Origin of the sequence: Pseudidiomarina gelatinasegens, assembly GCF_004025325.1 — a bacterium.
In the GTDB taxonomy this organism is placed as follows: domain Bacteria; phylum Pseudomonadota; class Gammaproteobacteria; order Enterobacterales; family Alteromonadaceae; genus Pseudidiomarina; species Pseudidiomarina gelatinasegens.
On record NZ_RSFE01000002.1, the window covers coordinates 63,800 to 78,855 of the forward strand.

Consider the following 15,056-nt stretch of genomic DNA (forward strand, 5'->3'; position numbering starts at 1 on the left):
ACGCATTAGTAGAGGAGCATGTGATGACAAAATCGGAACTGATTTCCCAGTTAACGAAGTTGTACCCCGAGCTTTCTCCGCGTCAGGTTGAAGATGCGGTGAAGGAACTTATCGAACAGATGGCTCAGTATATGGCCTCTGGTGGGCGTATCGAGATACGCGGATTCGGAAGTTTCTCGCTGCATTATCGGGCTCCGCGTGAAGGGCGTAATCCGAAAACTGGTGAAAAAGTGCAGCTTGATGGTAAATACGTACCACACTTTAAACCGGGCAAAGAACTGCGAGAGCGGGTCGATAATATCGGATAATTTTAACGTCGAGTTAACGAGAACGGCATGCTATAGTAAGCATGCCGTTTTTTTATATGCGCGAGACAGGAAAGAATATGATTCGATTCGTTTTTGTTAGCCTTCCTTTGATTATACTATTTCTGATTGCAGTAGCATTTGGCGCGCTCAATAAGCACGTAATCGCCGTTGATTTTATCGTGGTTCAGCAACAAGTAAGCGTTGCCACCTTGGCTGCGATATTTTTAGCGTTAGGTTTTATTATTGGTTTATTAAGCATGCTCGGTGCGCAACTCATGTTACGACGTGATCTGCGCAAGGTGAAAAAACAATTGGTGAGTTCTAAGAGCGCACCGTAATGTTAGAGCTACTGTTTCTTCTGCTTCCGGTTGCAGCTGCCTATGGTTGGTTCATGGGGCGTAACAGCGTTCGCAACGAAAACCGTCAAGAGCAAGAACAGTTCTCGCGTCAGTATGTTACTGGTCTTCACTTACTCCTCTCTGATCAACCCGATAAAGCAGTCGATTTATTCATCGAGTTACTTGATGTCGACTCCGATACACTAGAAACACATTGGGCCCTCGGCAAGTTATTCCGGCGCCGCGGTGAGCTTGATCGCGCCATAAAAATTCATCAAAACTTAACCTCGCGTCCGGCGATTAGTGAGCAAGAGCGACGCCAGGCGATGTTCGAACTTGGTTTGGATTATTTAGCTGCGGGCATTTATGACCGTGCTGAAGAAATGCTGCTGGCTTTGCAGAGCGATAAACAATTTCGTGAGGCATGCCAACGTCACTTGCTGGAATTGTATGAGTCGACCCATGAGTGGGATAAAGCGATAAAGGTTGCACTGAAATTGATGCGCTACGATCGCAGTGCCGAAGTGTTGGTTGCGCAATTGTATTGTGAGCTTGCCGAACGCCAAAATGACACGGAGCACGCCGAAAAATATTATCTTAAAGCCCGCCAACATGATCCGGATTGTGTTCGCGCAGCATTGGCCTTAGGGCGCATGTGGTACAACCAAGGTGCGTATCGTAAGGCACAGAAATTACTGGTTGGCATTTTGGATGAAGACCCTGAATTTATTAGTGAAGCCTTACCGCTTATCAAAGCTTGTTACGATGAATTGGACGATGTCGGTGGTTTGATTCAGTTTCTTCATAAGTGCATAAAAAGTGCGCATTCAACCTCAGCGGCAGTGATGTTGTCGGAAATGATCGCACGTGAAAACGGCATTGAAGCCGCCGAGCAGTTTGTGCAGAACACCTTGATGGAAAACCCAACTATGAAGGGTTTCCATAAACTGATGGACTTTCATATTCGCGCGGCGGACATAGGTAAAGCCCGTGATAGTTTAAAAATGCTACAACGCATGGTGCAACAGCAAATGAAACAGCGGCCGAAGTATCGCTGTAGGCATTGTGGGTTTTCAGGAAGTACCTTGTATTGGCACTGCCCGTCGTGCCGTACATGGGGCGAGATTAAGCCTATTATTGGTTTAGATGGAGAATAAATGACAGCGCAAACAACCGTTTTTGTGGCACTTGATTATGCCGATGCACAATCAGCGTGGCCTTTGATCGACAAACTGTCACCGCAAGAATGTGGCTTAAAGGTAGGCAAAGAATTGTTTACCAGTGCCGGCCCTGATTTTGTTCGCGAGCTGGTTAAACGCGACTTTAAAGTATTTTTAGATTTAAAATTTCACGATATTCCAACCACGGTGAAAAAGGCAGTGCGTGCCGCTGCTGAACTCGGTGTGTGGATGGTTAACGTGCATGCCAGTGGCGGCAAACGCATGCTTGAAGCCGCGCGTGAAGCAGTTGCCGATATGCAGAATCCACCGTTGGTGATTGCCGTGACGGTATTAACCAGCATGACCGAAGACGACCTGCGTGAAATAGGTATCCGTAGTTCTGCCGAACAGCATGTATTGCATTTAGCTCAATTGGCGAAGTCGGCTGGGCTTGACGGCGTTGTTTGTTCAGCGTGGGAAGCGCAAGCTATTGCTGATGCGTGCGGTCATGATTTTATTCGTGTTACACCGGGTATTCGTCCGGTGGGGGCTGAGCAGGGCGATCAACGTCGCATTATGACGCCGCCTGAGGCAGCTGCGCTAGGTATTGAAGTATTGGTTATTGGTCGGCCAATAACGCAAGCGAAAGACCCAGTAGCCGCACTACATGCGATTAATCAATCGCTGACGGCTTAATCCGTTATATTTTTTAGCCACATTTTGTACCAGCAGATACACTCCTAACCATGCACGAACTTATTGATCTTGCATGGTATGTGGCGCTTTAAGCGCCGCAACATTTTAGTTAATTAGGAGAGTGTTATGTTACGGAAAACATTAATTTTTGCTTCAATGCTATCGCCGCTGGTACTGATTTCGCCATTACAAGCAGCCCCCTTAATTGCCGCGCCAGTGCAGTCGGTAAGCCAAGTTAACCCAATAAACATTAATACGGCTGATGCTGAACAGCTTGCTTATGGGTTAACAGGCGTGGGCATCAAGCGTGCCAAGGATATTATTGAGCTGCGTAATCAGTTGGGCCAATTCACTGATATCAATCAATTGATGCAAGTGAAAGGAATTGGCCCGCGTATGCTTGATTTAAACAAAGAACGCATTGTGCTGTAACCGACTAGGCGTTAGTCATTGTGCGTTGTTGACGCGTCTGGCTTCGGTTGTGCTGCAATCGAAGCCAGGCGTTTTCTATGCAAGCGCCATGCAACAATACCTCCGAGTAAGCCCCCTAAATGAATATACCCAAACTCGTCGCCTGCGCTCAGCAATACGCTGCTGTGCATGAGATTAAGCATTTCCAACAGAACCTTGAAACACAATAAGCCGATTGCCAAAGGCGATAGCCAGTCAGTTTTGGCGTAACCTTGTTTTGACCACTCCAGCAGCAAGCTCGTTAACAACAACCCGTGAATAAGCCCTGAGAGGCCCACAAAACGTTCAGGAAGGCCAATAAGCCAAATAGTGATAACACATACAAGGGCAATGATGGCGAGCGCGTTGAACCATGTACGCACGGTAAAATGTTGGGCAAATAAAGCGGTGACTATAAGCAGTCCTACTGCATTGTAAATGGCATGCGTTGCGTCGAGATGAAACACATGTGCGGTGAGAATTCGCCATGGCTGCTGCCAGACTTCGGAGCGCGCATAGTCATACTGGTTCAATAGGGAACCAGCTTCAAGTTGGTAGTAGGGCAGCCACAATGCAGTCATGGCAATAACCAGCGCGCAAATAATAACTTGGAGGCGTTCTGACATGCGGTTCCTCTGGGATTTATCGTTGTTCAATAGCGTGAGTCTACGTATGATAGATGGTTATGACTTTCGCTGTAAACGTTCGCGTTATATTTTGCCGTGTATAAGGATAATAACAATGCGCTACATGTTGTTTTTCGTTCTGTTCGTGCTTTCAACTGCACTGTTTGGGTGCACTGAACAAGCAGCGCAACCCGAGCCAAAACCAGAATCAAAACCAGTACCTAAATCAGAAACAGTAAAAACTGCAGCTGACCCAGAAGCTGCCACGGGTTTTACTGAAAAATCTGGCGTGTATGCAACTCAGCATATGGCCGCCGCCGCGACGCCTGCCGCAGCTAAAGCAGGTGAACAGATACTTGCGGCTGGTGGTAGCGCCATAGATGCAGGTGTTGCTGTGCAAGCCATGCTGGGGCTAACTGAACCGCAGTCGTCCGGCTTAGGTGGTGGAGGGTTTATTTTGTATTGGCACGCTGCTGACCAGAAACTCTATACCATTGACGCGCGTGAAACGGCACCTTTAAGCGCAACTCCTGCGTTGTTCTTAGATGCTCAAGGCCAACCACCAGAAAGCTTCATGGATGCCGTAACAGGTGGACGCTCTGTCGGTACGCCAGGGATTGTTCGTGGACTTGAGTTGGCGCATACGCAATGGGGTAAATTGCCTTGGCAGAACTTGTTTGCAAGCTCCATCGATGCTGCCGAGAATGGATTTGTGGTATCGCAACGGCTGCAACGTTTGCTTGAATTAGAACTTAGCCCTGGCTTGTTGGCTATGGCGCCAGGCAATAGTTATTTTTATCCAAATGGTGAACCCTTAAAGGCGGGCACTGTTAAAAAGAATCCAGACTACGCGCAAACGCTTCGCTTGATCGCGACCAATGGCGCGGATGGTTTTTATCAGGGCCCCGTTGCGGATGCAATTATTGATGCGGTACAGAACGCGCCACTAAACCCCGGTAAATTAACCCACGATGACCTCATGCAGTATCGCGCGAAGATGCGCGAGCCAGTCTGTGCCGAATATCGTGTGTATGAGGTTTGTGGTATGGGGCCACCAAGCTCGGGCGGTGTTACCGTACTGCAGATTCTTGGCATTTTGGAGAGTTTTCCTGTAGGGCAATGGGCGGTTAACTCTGAGAATGCTGTGCATCATTTTACCCAAGCTTCACGTTTGGCATTCGCTGATCGTAATCGGTACATTGCTGATAACGATTTCGTTGATGTACCGGTTGCCGCAATGCTCGACAAGAGCTACTTGAGCGAACGTGCGCAACTGATTAGCGCGCGTGACATGGGCGCGGCTGAAGCGGGCGTGTTCACTCAATACAGTTACGCCGATGACCAATCACCCGAACTACCGAATACCACACACGTGAGTATTGTGGACGCTGAGGGTAACGTTTTTTCCATGACCGCTAGCATTGAAATGGGCTTTGGTTCAGGTGTGATGGCGGCGGGTTTTTTGCTGAATAACCAACTCACTGATTTTTCAATTGTTCCTGAAGTTGACGGACAACCTGTTGCCAATCGTGTTGAACCGGGCAAGCGGCCACGCAGCTCAATGTCACCGATGATTGTGTTCAATGATGAAGGGCAGCCAGTACACGCCTTAGGTTCACCCGGCGGTGCGCGCATCATTGATTATGTTGCGCAAACACTGGTGGCGCTATTGGACTGGAATCTCGATATGCAAGCTGCTATTGATTTACCGCACGCAACGAATTTAAACGGGGTGACCAGCTTAGAACGCAATACCGAGGTAGAAGGTCTAGCAGAAGCGTTGCGTCAGCGTGGGCATCAGGTGCGCGTACAAGACTTAAATAGCGGCTTACATGGTATTAGCTTGCTATCTGATGGGCGTTTGTATGGTGGCGCCGACCCACGTCGGGAAGGTATTGCTGCTGGAAATAAATAAGGGCTAAGGCTGGGTCGTTCACTTAATGTGAGCGATCCAGTCGCCATAACCACGCGCTTCCATCTCTTCAAGTGGAATGAATTCCACTGCAGCTGAATTCACACAATGCCGCGTGCCTAATGGTAGGGGGCCATCATCAAACACATGCCCTAAATGAGAATCAGCCTGAGCGCTGCGAATTTCCGTGCGAACCATGCCGAACTTCAAGTCATTCTTTGTGGCGACTACGTCGTCGCTAATGGTTCTGGTGAAACTCGGCCAGCCGCAACTTGAATCGAACTTGTCGTTGGATGAGTAGAGCGGCTCACCGCTAACGATATCGACATAAATTCCGCGCCGCTGTTCGTTCCAGTAAGCGTTTTGGAAAGGCGGTTCGGTGCCATCTTGTTGCGTAACATAGTACTGCATGTCAGAAAGACGTTGCTTTAACTCCGCCGCACTAGGCTTTTTGAATGGTGGACGCGCCATAACGGCTAACCTAATTGCTTAGGGCGGTTATTGGCGAACGGGGGCCAGCCCATGGTTAAACCCGCTAGCAAATGAAGGTGAATATGGTACACCGATTGCCCACCGTCTTCATTGCAGTTCATAACCACCCGATAACCGTCTTCGGCAAAACCAAATTGCTGCGCTAAACGCGCGGCAACGATATACAGGTGGCCAACCAACTCACGATCATGTTCTTCAAGATCATTGATGGTTGCAATGCGTTGCTTGGGAATAATCAGCAAATGCACGGGTGCTTGCGGGTTAATGTCTTTGAATGCCAAGCTGAGTTCGTCTTCATAGACAATCTCAGCTGGAATTTCTTTCGCGATGATTTTATCGAAAATTGTTGCTGTGCTCATGCTAAACCACCTTAGTGCGAGATATTTCGTGAGTCATTATGTACAAACAATACTAACGGACTCAGCCGCGAAGTACCAAACCCTTTAAATATAGCGATTCAGGAAAGTTAGTACGCACAGGGTGGTCAGCCCCCTGAAATAAATGCTCAATAATATGCAATGGACGCTTGGCATCCAGCGCTGCGTCAGCTACTACTTTTTGAAATAAATCACCGGATAACAGGCCTGAGCATGAAAACGTGAAGAGGGTGCCACCAGGCTTCAGGATCATACAAGCAAGCCGATTAATGTCTTTGTAGCCACGACATGCGCGGGTTAAGTTGGCTTTGCTGTCCACAAACTTAGGCGGGTCAAGCACGATAACATCAAATTTCTGTCCAGACTGATGAAAGCTACGTAGCGCTTCAAACACATCTTCTTGGCGGTTAACCAAGTTGGCCACTGGCAAATCATTGCGTTCATGATTAATTGTTGCTTGCGCAAGTGCAGGTGCTGAAACGTCAAGGTTAACCACTTCTTCTGCCCCCGCTGCAGCAGCATACAAACCAAAACCGCCGGTATAACTAAAGGCATTGAGCACGCGTTTACCCTGCACATACTTTTGAATGGCAGCACGACTGTCGCGTTGATCAAGGTAGTAGCCCGTTTTGTGACCGGATTGAATGTCGACACCGAGTTGCAGCCCGTTTTCTTCAATCCACAACGTAGTAGGGGGAAGTTCACCATCGGCGCTATACAGAACTTGAACCAGCGGCTCTAAGCCTTCTTTGCGGCGCACATCGACATCTGAGCGCTCATAAATATTGCATTGCGGAAAGTTAGCACGCAACGCAGCAACGATGGCATCGCGCCAATACTCAGCGCCAGTGCTCAATAACTGACACACCAACCAGTTATCGTATTTATCAATTGTGACACCGGGCAGTTCGTCTGCCTCTGCGGCGACTACACGGTAGGCGTTGCTATTTATTTGCAGGCCATCACGCAACGCTTTTGCACCCGCGATGCGCTTATTGAAAAACTCAGCGTTGATGGTTTCGCCTTGATTGAAACTCCATACTCGTGCACGAATCTGTGATTGTGGCGACCAAGCGGCATAGCCCAACCAGTCACCTTCGGCGCTATGGATGGATACTGTTTCACCGGCATTCGGTTGGCCTTTCACACGAGCGATTGCGCCGCTAAATACCCAAGGGTGCAAGCGGCGCAGTGATTTTTCTTTTCCTGCATGCAGGTGAACGGTAGCGACCATTATTTAACCCGCATCCCTGGTTTAGCACCATCGTGCGGATTGAGAATATAGAGCTCTTCGCCACCAGGGCCAGCTGCAAGTACCATGCCTTCTGACATGCCAAAACGCATTTTACGTGGGGCGAGGTTGGCAACCATGACCGTGTGTTGTCCAATCAGTTTTTCTGGATCGTAGGCAGACTTAATGCCGGCAAACACTTGGCGTGTTTCGCTGCCTATATCGAGTGTGAGTTTTAGCAGTTTATCAGCGCCTTCAACGTGTTCGGCATTGGCAATACGTGCAATGCGCAAGTCAATTTTAGCAAAATCGTCAAAGCTGATTTCGGCGCTGATAGGGTCACGCTCAAGTTCACCGTTGCTGGTAACTGCCGGAGCTGTTTCGTCTTGTGCTTTTGAGTCATCAATCATAGCGTTTACTTTATCCATTTCAATGCGTTGTAAGAGCGCTTTAAACGAGCTAATACTGTGGCCCACTAAAGTTTCCTGATGGCTTTCCCAAGTGAATGAGTCATTCAAGAAGGCTTGCACGCGCTCTGCGAGCGCTGGCACCACTGGGGTAAGGTAAATCATCAACAGGCGGAATAAATTGATGCCAATTGAGCAAATTTCATGCACCTCTGCAGCTTTAGCAGGATCTTTAATTAACTGCCATGGCTCTTTTTCGGCAATATAGAAGTTTGCTTTATCGGCAAGCGCCATGATGTCGCGCATCGCTTTAGAAAATTCACGTTTCTCGTAAGCTTGGGCAAAGCCTTCGCCAGCCGCTTTGAATTCATCAATCAGGGTCGTGTCGGTAATTGTATCTGCCAGTTTGCCATCGAATTTCTTACTAATAAATCCAGCGCAACGGCTAGCAATATTGACCACTTTACCCACGAGGTCAGCATTCACACGCTGGGCAAAGTCGGTGAGGTTGAGATCAAGGTCGTCGATGCGATTGGTCAGCTTGGCGGCAAAATAGTAACGCAGATAATCGGGGTCAAGATGATCCAGATAGGTGCGTGCCATAACGAACGTGCCTTTCGATTTCGACATTTTGGTGCCGTTCACGGTAATAAACCCATGCGCCCACACATTGGTTGGCTGACGGAAGTCAGCGCCCTTGAGCATGGCTGGCCAAAACAGGCTATGGAAATAGATGATATCTTTACCAATAAAATGATAAAGCTCGGCATCGCTACCAACCTGCCAATAGCTGTCAAAATCGGCCTTACCGGTGGTATTGCAATAGTGTTTGAAGCTGCCCATATAGCCAATCGGTGCGTCTAACCATACGTAAAAATACTTGCCTGGGGCATCAGGGATTTCAAAGCCGAAATAAGGTGCATCACGGCTGATGTCCCACATTTGTAATCCTGACTCAAACCACTCATTAAGCTTGTTGGCCATTTCGTCTTGCAATGAACCAGAGCGGGTCCATTCTTTGAGCATTTGTTCGAATGCCGGCAAATCAAAAAAGTAATGTTCTGATTGGCGCAGCTCGGGGGTCGCACCGGAAACAGCAGATTTAGGATTTTTTAATTCCGTTGGTGCATAGGTTGCACCGCACACGTCACAGTTATCGCCGTATTGGTCTTCAGCACCACATTTTGGACAGCTACCTTTTACGAACCGGTCAGGCAGAAACATCTCTTTTTCTGGGTCAAATAGCTGTTCGATGATTTTGGTTTTAATGTAACCGTTATCACGCAAACGCGTATAAATGAGTTCAGCTAGTTCGCGGTTCTCATCACTATGGGTTGAATGATAGTGATCAAACGCAACATGGAAATCAGCAAAGTCTGCTTGGTGTGCAGCATTCATATCGGCAATCATTTGCTCCGGCGCAATACCAAGTTGCTGCGCTTTAAGCATAATAGGGGTGCCGTGCGCATCATCAGCACACACATAGTGGCATTCATGGCCACGAAGTTTTTGGAAACGCACCCAAATGTCGGCTTGTATGTAGCCCAACATATGGCCGATATGAATAGGGCCATTGGCGTATGGTAGTGCGTTAGTCACCAGTATTTTGCGGGTTGCTGTCGGCATGAATTTATCCATTAATTCCGAGTTGCTGAAAGCCTTGAAGTGTACCTGAATCAGCGCTGGCAATCCAGCCGAACTAGCCGTATCATGCGGGGTTCATGCCAGTTGCGGGAGAAATTAATGTTTGGTCGTTTTAAAAAATCCAAAAGCCCCGACACCGCTGCACCCGAGTCGAACGCGCCCTTAATTACGGAACAAGCACTCGCTGCGGCGCTTGAACGTGTAGCGTTGCCTGAGTGGGGTGCACCGATTCCATCTAGCTGGGTTCACATCGAAGCAGGTAATGCGACGTTAACCTTACCCTTCGCAGCGGATGAGCGCGTGCTCGAGCCCTTGCGTGCTGATGCCGATTTAGGCCAGTTAAAGTGGCAGCTAAAATTAGCAATCGAAAAACTACCCAATTCTCAACCTGACCTGCCAATGACCTTTGGTAATGTGATTGTTATCTCTTCCGGTAAAGGCGGTGTGGGTAAATCTTCAGTCAGCGTGCAATTGGCGCTCGCATTACAGCAGCTTGGTGCCAATGTTGGTATTCTAGACGCGGATGTGTACGGTCCGTCGCTGCCTACCATGCTGGGTGGGCAAGAACAAAAATTGGAAATTAACGCGCAACAAAAAATGATCCCGCATCAGCGGCACGGTATTTGGGCCAGCTCGTTAGGCTACCTGACTGATACCAAAGACGCTGCAATCTGGCGTGGTCCAATGGCTAGCGCGGCATTGCAGCAATTGTTTCGTGACACCAAGTGGCCGCGACTCGACTATCTGATTGTTGATATGCCACCGGGTACCGGTGATATTCAGCTTACTTTTGCACAGAAACTACCGATTACCGGGGCAGTTATTGTCACCACACCACAAACTGTGGCGCTTGCTGATGCCGAAAAAGGCATCACCATGTTCCGCAAAGTTGGTGTGCCAATCACCGGTTTGCTGGAAAATATGAGTTACTATCAGTGTAGTCAATGCGGACATCAAGATGCTATCTTCGGTGTTGACGGTGGCGTTCGCGTTGCTGAGCGAGAGCAAGTACCATTGTTGGGGCAGTGGCCTTTAGATGCACGTATACGTGCTGGTCTTGATGAAGGTAATCCACTCGTTGCTACCCAGCCCGATGCGCCATTAAGCAAGCTGATGAAAGACAGTGCCTATAAATTGGCGGTCGAACTTTATCGCCAAGCCTCTAAAAAGCGCAAAGCTTAGAATAATAACAAGGAGAATTTGCCCTCATGCGTTTAACGGATGGTCAAATAGAAGAATACCTCGACGATGGTCGCATCGGATTAGAGCCTCGACCGCTTTCAGAAGACATTAGCGGCGTAACAGTTGATATTCACTTAGGTAATGAGTTTAGGGTGTTGCAGGATCATGCCGCGGCCTTTATTGATATCAGCGGGCCGCGTGAAGAAATTGATCGCGCAATTAAGTCGGTCATGAGTGACGCGATTGTGTTAACACCTGACCAGGCGTTCTTTATTCATCCGGGTGAATTTGCTTTGGCGGTAACGCATGAGTCGGTAACTCTACCAGCGAATATGGTGGGTTGGCTCGATGGTCGGTCATCGTTGGCTCGTTTGGGTTTGATGGTGCACGTAACTGCGCATCGGATTGACCCAGGTTGGTCAGGGCAGGTGGTCTTAGAGTTCTTCAATAGCGGGAAATTGCCGTTGGCGTTACGGCCTCTGATGAAAATTGGTGCATTGAGCTTTGAATTACTTGATAAAGATTGTTTGCGCCCTTACAGCAAGCGTAAAGACGCAAAATATAAAGATCAGCGCGGCGCCGTTGCATCCCGCATTGGCGCCGACAAGGAAGAGTAGCTTAAAACGCCATTAACGCAGTGGTGTCGCGTGAGCGGCACCTCCGAATATAGCGTTTAATAGCAATACATTTAAACCATCCAAGTACGCACGATAAGTTGGCTCTTGGGTAAAGCTAATCACCATACCTTTCTGACGCGGTTGCCACATTAAGTAAGGCTTATATTGCAACTGCTTCTTGTTCTCGGCCCACAAGTAGCCACTGGCTAAAACGTCTTCTGAATAGCTCACAATGTTACGTCCATGCTCAATGCTGAGCGGGCGATAGATTTGATTGCCAACCGTAATGCTTACTAAGTTTGGTTTCACACCAGCGCTCAGCCAATGTTCTTGGTCCACATCGAGATTGGTCAGAACACCTGATGTCCAGTACGGATCAGCAGCATCTGGCGTAATGTAGTGCATGAGTTGTTCTTTGGACTCAATAACCAAACCATCAACACGCTTTTCGGTACCGTGCCCTTGAGGGTCTTCACTAATGACACGCTCAAGTGCGCTGCTTAACAAGTCACCTTCAACGGCCCACTGGGTTGCATTACCAAGCGTGATTAACACACCGCCGCGTTCAACCCATTTGGTGATGTTCTCGTTACCTTGCTCACCAAATGCCGCATCCAATTTACCGTAAACACTCGGTACAATCAGTACTTGGTAATGTGAGAGGTCGGCTGCAGAGAGCTGCTTCGCCCGCATTGCGGTGACTGGATAACCGAATTGTTGCTCAAGTACAAAACGGGTGTGTCCAGCGTTGAGGCTTGATACCGGCTCGTCCCAAAGCATCGCAATATTCGGCGCATGAACACGCTTGGTGTTGTTTGAACCGAAACTCGGACCGTCTGTTACCCAACTGCTGTCCACACCAATTACGGTTGCACCGGTGGTGGCCGCCATTTGTTCAATGTTGGACGCCAGCTCTGGGTTTTCGGCTAGAGTTAGAACTAAGCTCCCGGCAGGGTAGCGTTGTCCACTTTTATGTGTGAACGCCATGTCAGCACGTTTTACGGTATTACCAGCACGCAGCGCAGCAGTCAGGAAACGGCCAGCGTTCATATCGCCCCATGGCACAATGTAAGCCACTTGCGCGTCTTTATTGATAACTTTACCCGGTTTAATCAAGTCACCCGAGGCCACCATACTGTCGGCGCGAGGAACTCGGTTACAGGTTTGGTAGTCAAGGTTAAACATCAGCGGTAACGACCAAGCTGTTACATCATAAATTTCATCGGGCAAGTTATTGGCGCGGCGGCGTTCTTGCTCAGCAAGAAAGTCATCGTCCATTGCGATTTCTTGGTCGAGCAAGGTACGAACCATATAGTGCGCAGGCTGCGCTGAATCGACCCAGAAACTGCCAGCAGGGTAGTCTACCCCACACACATTAAAGGCTTCGGTGGCTTGTTGAACTTCAACGCCGTGACGCGTTAGCAAGCCTGAAAGACGTTGGGTACCCGCAGCATCGTTTTGACCTGAGAACAGATAAACACGTTTTTTACTCTCTTTGCCTAACTCGATACCTTGTTCGCGGTAGTTCCAGAAGTTTTGCAGCAGTTGTTGGCGTTGCTGGGCAACACTTTCAATGGTTGCCATAGATGCAACGAAGTGACGTTGAACACCATCACCGTAAGTTAATATTTCGCCATCCTTGGTACGGAATACATGACCACGGGCCGAAGCCATTTCGTAAGTCATGGAAATGCTGCCGTGATAGAGCGGCCAACTGGCGCCATATCCAGGATAAAACGCATCAAAAATTTCACGGGTAAAATAGTCATAGCCGCGTTGATCAAACCAACGGCCATTGTTTTCGCCAATGGCCCATAAAGTTTCCCGTTGTTTTGGCGTGATCAACGGATTGTACGGGTCGGCTTCGGGGGTAAAATAGTAACTGGTATCGCCACCCATTTCGTGTAAATCGACAAAAACCAGCGGCATATTTTCCAGCAACGCATCAACTTGACCGCTAATTTCTGGTTGCGTTAACGCGAGCCAGTCGCGGTTAAGATCAAATAAATAGTGGTTTGAGCGTCCGCTAGGCCATGGCTCGTTGTGCTCGGCTGAATTGCGATCAGCACTGTGCTCAAGCCCGGTCGTCATGTAATAACGCGACACAAAACGTGAGCGACCATCAGGGTTTTGTACCGGGTCAATAAACACCATGGCGTTATTGAGATAACTCTTGGTGGCATCATCGGTGGCAGCAACCAAGTGGTACGCGGTTAACATAGCGGCTTCAGGCGAAGATATCTCATTGCCGTGCACGCCATAAGACAGCCAAACGCTTGCTGGCAGTGTTTTAATGAGGTTTTGTGCAGTTGACGCCTTGGTTGAGTCAGCAGCGCTCAGTTGTTTCATGCCTTGCTGATATTCTGCAAAATTGGCAATGTGGGTTGGATTTGAAATCACTACATAATAAAGGTTACGGCCTTCCCATGACTTCCCATAGTATTCAAGCTTTACGCGGTCAGGGTAGCTTTCAGCCAATTGTTTAAAATACCCTTCAATAGCGTCTGGGCTGCTGATACGCGAGCCCGCAGGGTATCCAAGGGCTTGTTCTAACGTTGGTACTGTCGTGTCGTAAGCAACATCAAGCCCCAGTGACTGCGCTTGGGCAGGAAGTTGCAGGGCTGCTAAAACACAAGAGGCAGCAAGTAACTGTTTAAAACGCATAGAGGTTCCTTAACTAAAGTGCGTAACTGCAGCATTCAGCGCTGCAAGTAATGAATTGGGTTCATGGCGTTGCGGTGCTTCAGTTGCAGCGTTTACGTGATTAAAAACCGGTACGCTGAGTTGTTGGTCGGGGTGATTGGTTATCACTGCATCAACTAACGGCATACCGAGCTGTTCCGTCATCCACTGTAAGCGCTGGCTGACTGGTAATTCGCCCGCCGGACTATTTTCTGCTGCCAGATTATCAATAAATATGACCGGTGCTTTGCTATCTGCGATAGTTTGCGCGAATTCATCTACCAACAGCGGCGGCATCACCGAAGTAAGAAAACTACCGGGGCCTAAAATGATAAGTTCACTGCGGCGAATGTGCGCTAACGCTTCCGGTGTTGCTGTAACCGCATGAGATAAAGACAACTTTTGTGGCATATGCAGCAGCCCATCAACGTGCAGTTCACCAAAACACTCTAGCCCGTCATGCGTGGCTGCGACGAGGTCGACCGGCATTTCTGACATGGGTAATAAACGGGTATTGATGTTCAACAACCGACTAAGCAATTGAATTCCGTCTAGCGGCCGTGCACTCACTTGATCAAGCGTGTATAGCAATAGATTTCCCAAGTTGTGGCCGTGCAATTCATGTTCTGAGGAAAAGCGATAATTGAGAACGTCAGCAGCCAGAGGGTGCTGCGCCAGTTGCGACAGACAATTGCGAATGTCGCCCCAGGCGATACATTCGTGGCTACGGCGCAACATACCACTGGCACCACCGTCGTCGGTTGTGGCCACAATGCCAATTAATCGGCGTTCTAAAAAAGCCAGTGTGGAGAGGACGCGGCCAAGGCCGTGACCGCCACCAATAGCAGTTACGCAGCGTAATTTCGATATGGCGTGCGGAGCGGGGCGCAGCGACTTAAGCTCTGCGTTTTGTTGGGTCATGTTGTCTTCATGT

The 15,056-nt window shown here is 48.8% G+C and carries 15 protein-coding genes; 8 read left to right on the forward strand and 7 right to left on the reverse strand.

Translation table 11 applies throughout. From position 1 onward, the window contains the following. Positions 1 to 20 precede the first annotated feature (20 nt). The 5 genes from ihfB (at position 21) to EGC76_RS02545 (ending at position 2,934) form a co-directional block, all read left to right on the forward strand. Entirely contained in the window at positions 21 to 308 is a 288-nt protein-coding gene (gene ihfB, locus EGC76_RS02525; protein WP_281277714.1) for an integration host factor subunit beta, read from the forward strand. Between the two features lie 77 nt (positions 309 to 385). Then, positions 386 to 646, forward strand: a complete 261-nt coding sequence (locus EGC76_RS02530) for a lipopolysaccharide assembly protein LapA domain-containing protein (protein ID WP_164876780.1) — start codon at positions 386 to 388, stop codon at positions 644 to 646. Then, complete coding sequence (gene lapB / locus EGC76_RS02535) at positions 646 to 1,803, forward strand: lipopolysaccharide assembly protein LapB (protein WP_128351456.1); 1,158 nt, start codon at positions 646 to 648, stop codon at positions 1,801 to 1,803. The genes EGC76_RS02530 and lapB overlap by 1 nt, the downstream gene beginning before the upstream one ends. Then, positions 1,804 to 2,502: an orotidine-5'-phosphate decarboxylase gene (gene pyrF, locus EGC76_RS02540; protein WP_128351457.1), complete on the forward strand. Its 699-nt coding sequence runs from the start codon at positions 1,804 to 1,806 to the stop codon at positions 2,500 to 2,502. Between the two features lie 126 nt (positions 2,503 to 2,628). After that, positions 2,629 to 2,934, forward strand: a complete 306-nt coding sequence (locus EGC76_RS02545; protein ID WP_128351458.1) for a ComEA family DNA-binding protein — start codon at positions 2,629 to 2,631, stop codon at positions 2,932 to 2,934. Between the two features lie 11 nt (positions 2,935 to 2,945). Here EGC76_RS02545 and EGC76_RS02550 read toward each other — a convergent pair whose 3' ends face one another. Beyond that, positions 2,946 to 3,578 carry a rhomboid family intramembrane serine protease gene (locus EGC76_RS02550; RefSeq protein ID WP_128351459.1) on the reverse strand — a complete coding sequence of 211 codons (633 nt, stop codon included), beginning with the start codon at positions 3,576 to 3,578 and terminating at the stop codon, positions 2,946 to 2,948. Positions 3,579 to 3,693: 115 nt separating this feature from the next. Between EGC76_RS02550 and ggt the strand changes: the two genes are divergently transcribed. Then, positions 3,694 to 5,493 (forward strand): gamma-glutamyltransferase, encoded by a 1,800-nt coding sequence (gene ggt / locus EGC76_RS02555; protein WP_128351460.1) that lies wholly within the window; start codon positions 3,694 to 3,696, stop codon positions 5,491 to 5,493. Positions 5,494 to 5,511: 18 nt separating this feature from the next. On the opposite strand, the gene msrB is transcribed toward ggt, so the two are convergent. The 4 genes from msrB to metG all read right to left on the reverse strand — a co-directional run bounded on the left by msrB (position 5,512) and on the right by metG (position 9,623). Continuing rightward, a complete protein-coding gene (gene msrB / locus EGC76_RS02560) occupies positions 5,512 to 5,961 on the reverse strand; it encodes a peptide-methionine (R)-S-oxide reductase MsrB (RefSeq protein ID WP_128351461.1) in 450 nt (149 codons plus the stop codon). A 5-nt stretch (positions 5,962 to 5,966) separates the two neighbouring features. Continuing rightward, positions 5,967 to 6,341 (reverse strand): histidine triad nucleotide-binding protein, encoded by a 375-nt coding sequence (locus EGC76_RS02565; RefSeq protein ID WP_128351462.1) that lies wholly within the window; start codon positions 6,339 to 6,341, stop codon positions 5,967 to 5,969. Positions 6,342 to 6,402: 61 nt separating this feature from the next. Beyond that, positions 6,403 to 7,593, reverse strand: coding sequence for a class I SAM-dependent rRNA methyltransferase (locus EGC76_RS02570; RefSeq protein WP_128351463.1), 1,191 nt, complete (start codon positions 7,591 to 7,593; stop codon positions 6,403 to 6,405). After that, the gene (gene metG, locus EGC76_RS02575; RefSeq protein WP_128351464.1) at positions 7,593 to 9,623 is read right to left on the reverse strand and encodes a methionine--tRNA ligase; all 2,031 of its coding nucleotides are present in this window, start codon (positions 9,621 to 9,623) and stop codon (positions 7,593 to 7,595) included. The genes EGC76_RS02570 and metG overlap by 1 nt, the downstream gene beginning before the upstream one ends. A gap of 117 nt (positions 9,624 to 9,740) precedes the next feature. Between metG and apbC the strand changes: the two genes are divergently transcribed. Together apbC and dcd are read left to right on the forward strand one after the other, a co-directional pair. Beyond that, positions 9,741 to 10,823, forward strand: coding sequence for an iron-sulfur cluster carrier protein ApbC (apbC, locus tag EGC76_RS02580; RefSeq protein ID WP_128351465.1), 1,083 nt, complete (start codon positions 9,741 to 9,743; stop codon positions 10,821 to 10,823). A 26-nt stretch (positions 10,824 to 10,849) separates the two neighbouring features. After that, the gene (gene dcd / locus EGC76_RS02585) at positions 10,850 to 11,440 is read left to right on the forward strand and encodes a dCTP deaminase (RefSeq protein ID WP_128351466.1); all 591 of its coding nucleotides are present in this window, start codon (positions 10,850 to 10,852) and stop codon (positions 11,438 to 11,440) included. A 12-nt stretch (positions 11,441 to 11,452) separates the two neighbouring features. Here dcd and EGC76_RS02590 read toward each other — a convergent pair whose 3' ends face one another. Together EGC76_RS02590 and EGC76_RS02595 are read right to left on the reverse strand one after the other, a co-directional pair. After that, positions 11,453 to 14,104, reverse strand: a complete 2,652-nt coding sequence (locus EGC76_RS02590; RefSeq protein WP_128351467.1) for a M14 family metallopeptidase — start codon at positions 14,102 to 14,104, stop codon at positions 11,453 to 11,455. 9 nt (positions 14,105 to 14,113) lie between these two features. Then, entirely contained in the window at positions 14,114 to 15,043 is a 930-nt protein-coding gene (locus EGC76_RS02595; protein ID WP_128351468.1) for a gluconeogenesis factor YvcK family protein, read from the reverse strand. Positions 15,044 to 15,056: the final 13 nt, after the last annotated feature.

Bases quoted from the DNA above. Each gene is read 5' to 3' on its own strand.
- EGC76_RS02530 (WP_164876780.1), top strand. From the start codon at position 386: ATGATTCGATTCGTTTTTGTTAGCCTTCCTTTGATTATACTATTTCTG.
- dcd (WP_128351466.1), top strand. From the start codon at position 10,850: ATGCGTTTAACGGATGGTCAAATAGAAGAATACCTCGACGATGGTCGC.
- msrB (WP_128351461.1), bottom strand. From the start codon at position 5,961: ATGGCGCGTCCACCATTCAAAAAGCCTAGTGCGGCGGAGTTAAAGCAA.
- EGC76_RS02565 (WP_128351462.1), bottom strand. From the start codon at position 6,341: ATGAGCACAGCAACAATTTTCGATAAAATCATCGCGAAAGAAATTCCA.
- EGC76_RS02570 (WP_128351463.1), bottom strand. From the start codon at position 7,593: ATGGTCGCTACCGTTCACCTGCATGCAGGAAAAGAAAAATCACTGCGC.
- EGC76_RS02590 (WP_128351467.1), bottom strand. From the start codon at position 14,104: ATGCGTTTTAAACAGTTACTTGCTGCCTCTTGTGTTTTAGCAGCCCTG.
- EGC76_RS02545 (WP_128351458.1), top strand. From the start codon at position 2,629: ATGTTACGGAAAACATTAATTTTTGCTTCAATGCTATCGCCGCTGGTA.
- metG (WP_128351464.1), bottom strand. From the start codon at position 9,623: ATGCCGACAGCAACCCGCAAAATACTGGTGACTAACGCACTACCATAC.
- EGC76_RS02595 (WP_128351468.1), bottom strand. From the start codon at position 15,043: ATGACCCAACAAAACGCAGAGCTTAAGTCGCTGCGCCCCGCTCCGCAC.
- ggt (WP_128351460.1), top strand. From the start codon at position 3,694: ATGCGCTACATGTTGTTTTTCGTTCTGTTCGTGCTTTCAACTGCACTG.
- apbC (WP_128351465.1), top strand. From the start codon at position 9,741: ATGTTTGGTCGTTTTAAAAAATCCAAAAGCCCCGACACCGCTGCACCC.
- EGC76_RS02550 (WP_128351459.1), bottom strand. From the start codon at position 3,578: ATGTCAGAACGCCTCCAAGTTATTATTTGCGCGCTGGTTATTGCCATG.
- lapB (WP_128351456.1), top strand. From the start codon at position 646: ATGTTAGAGCTACTGTTTCTTCTGCTTCCGGTTGCAGCTGCCTATGGT.
- pyrF (WP_128351457.1), top strand. From the start codon at position 1,804: ATGACAGCGCAAACAACCGTTTTTGTGGCACTTGATTATGCCGATGCA.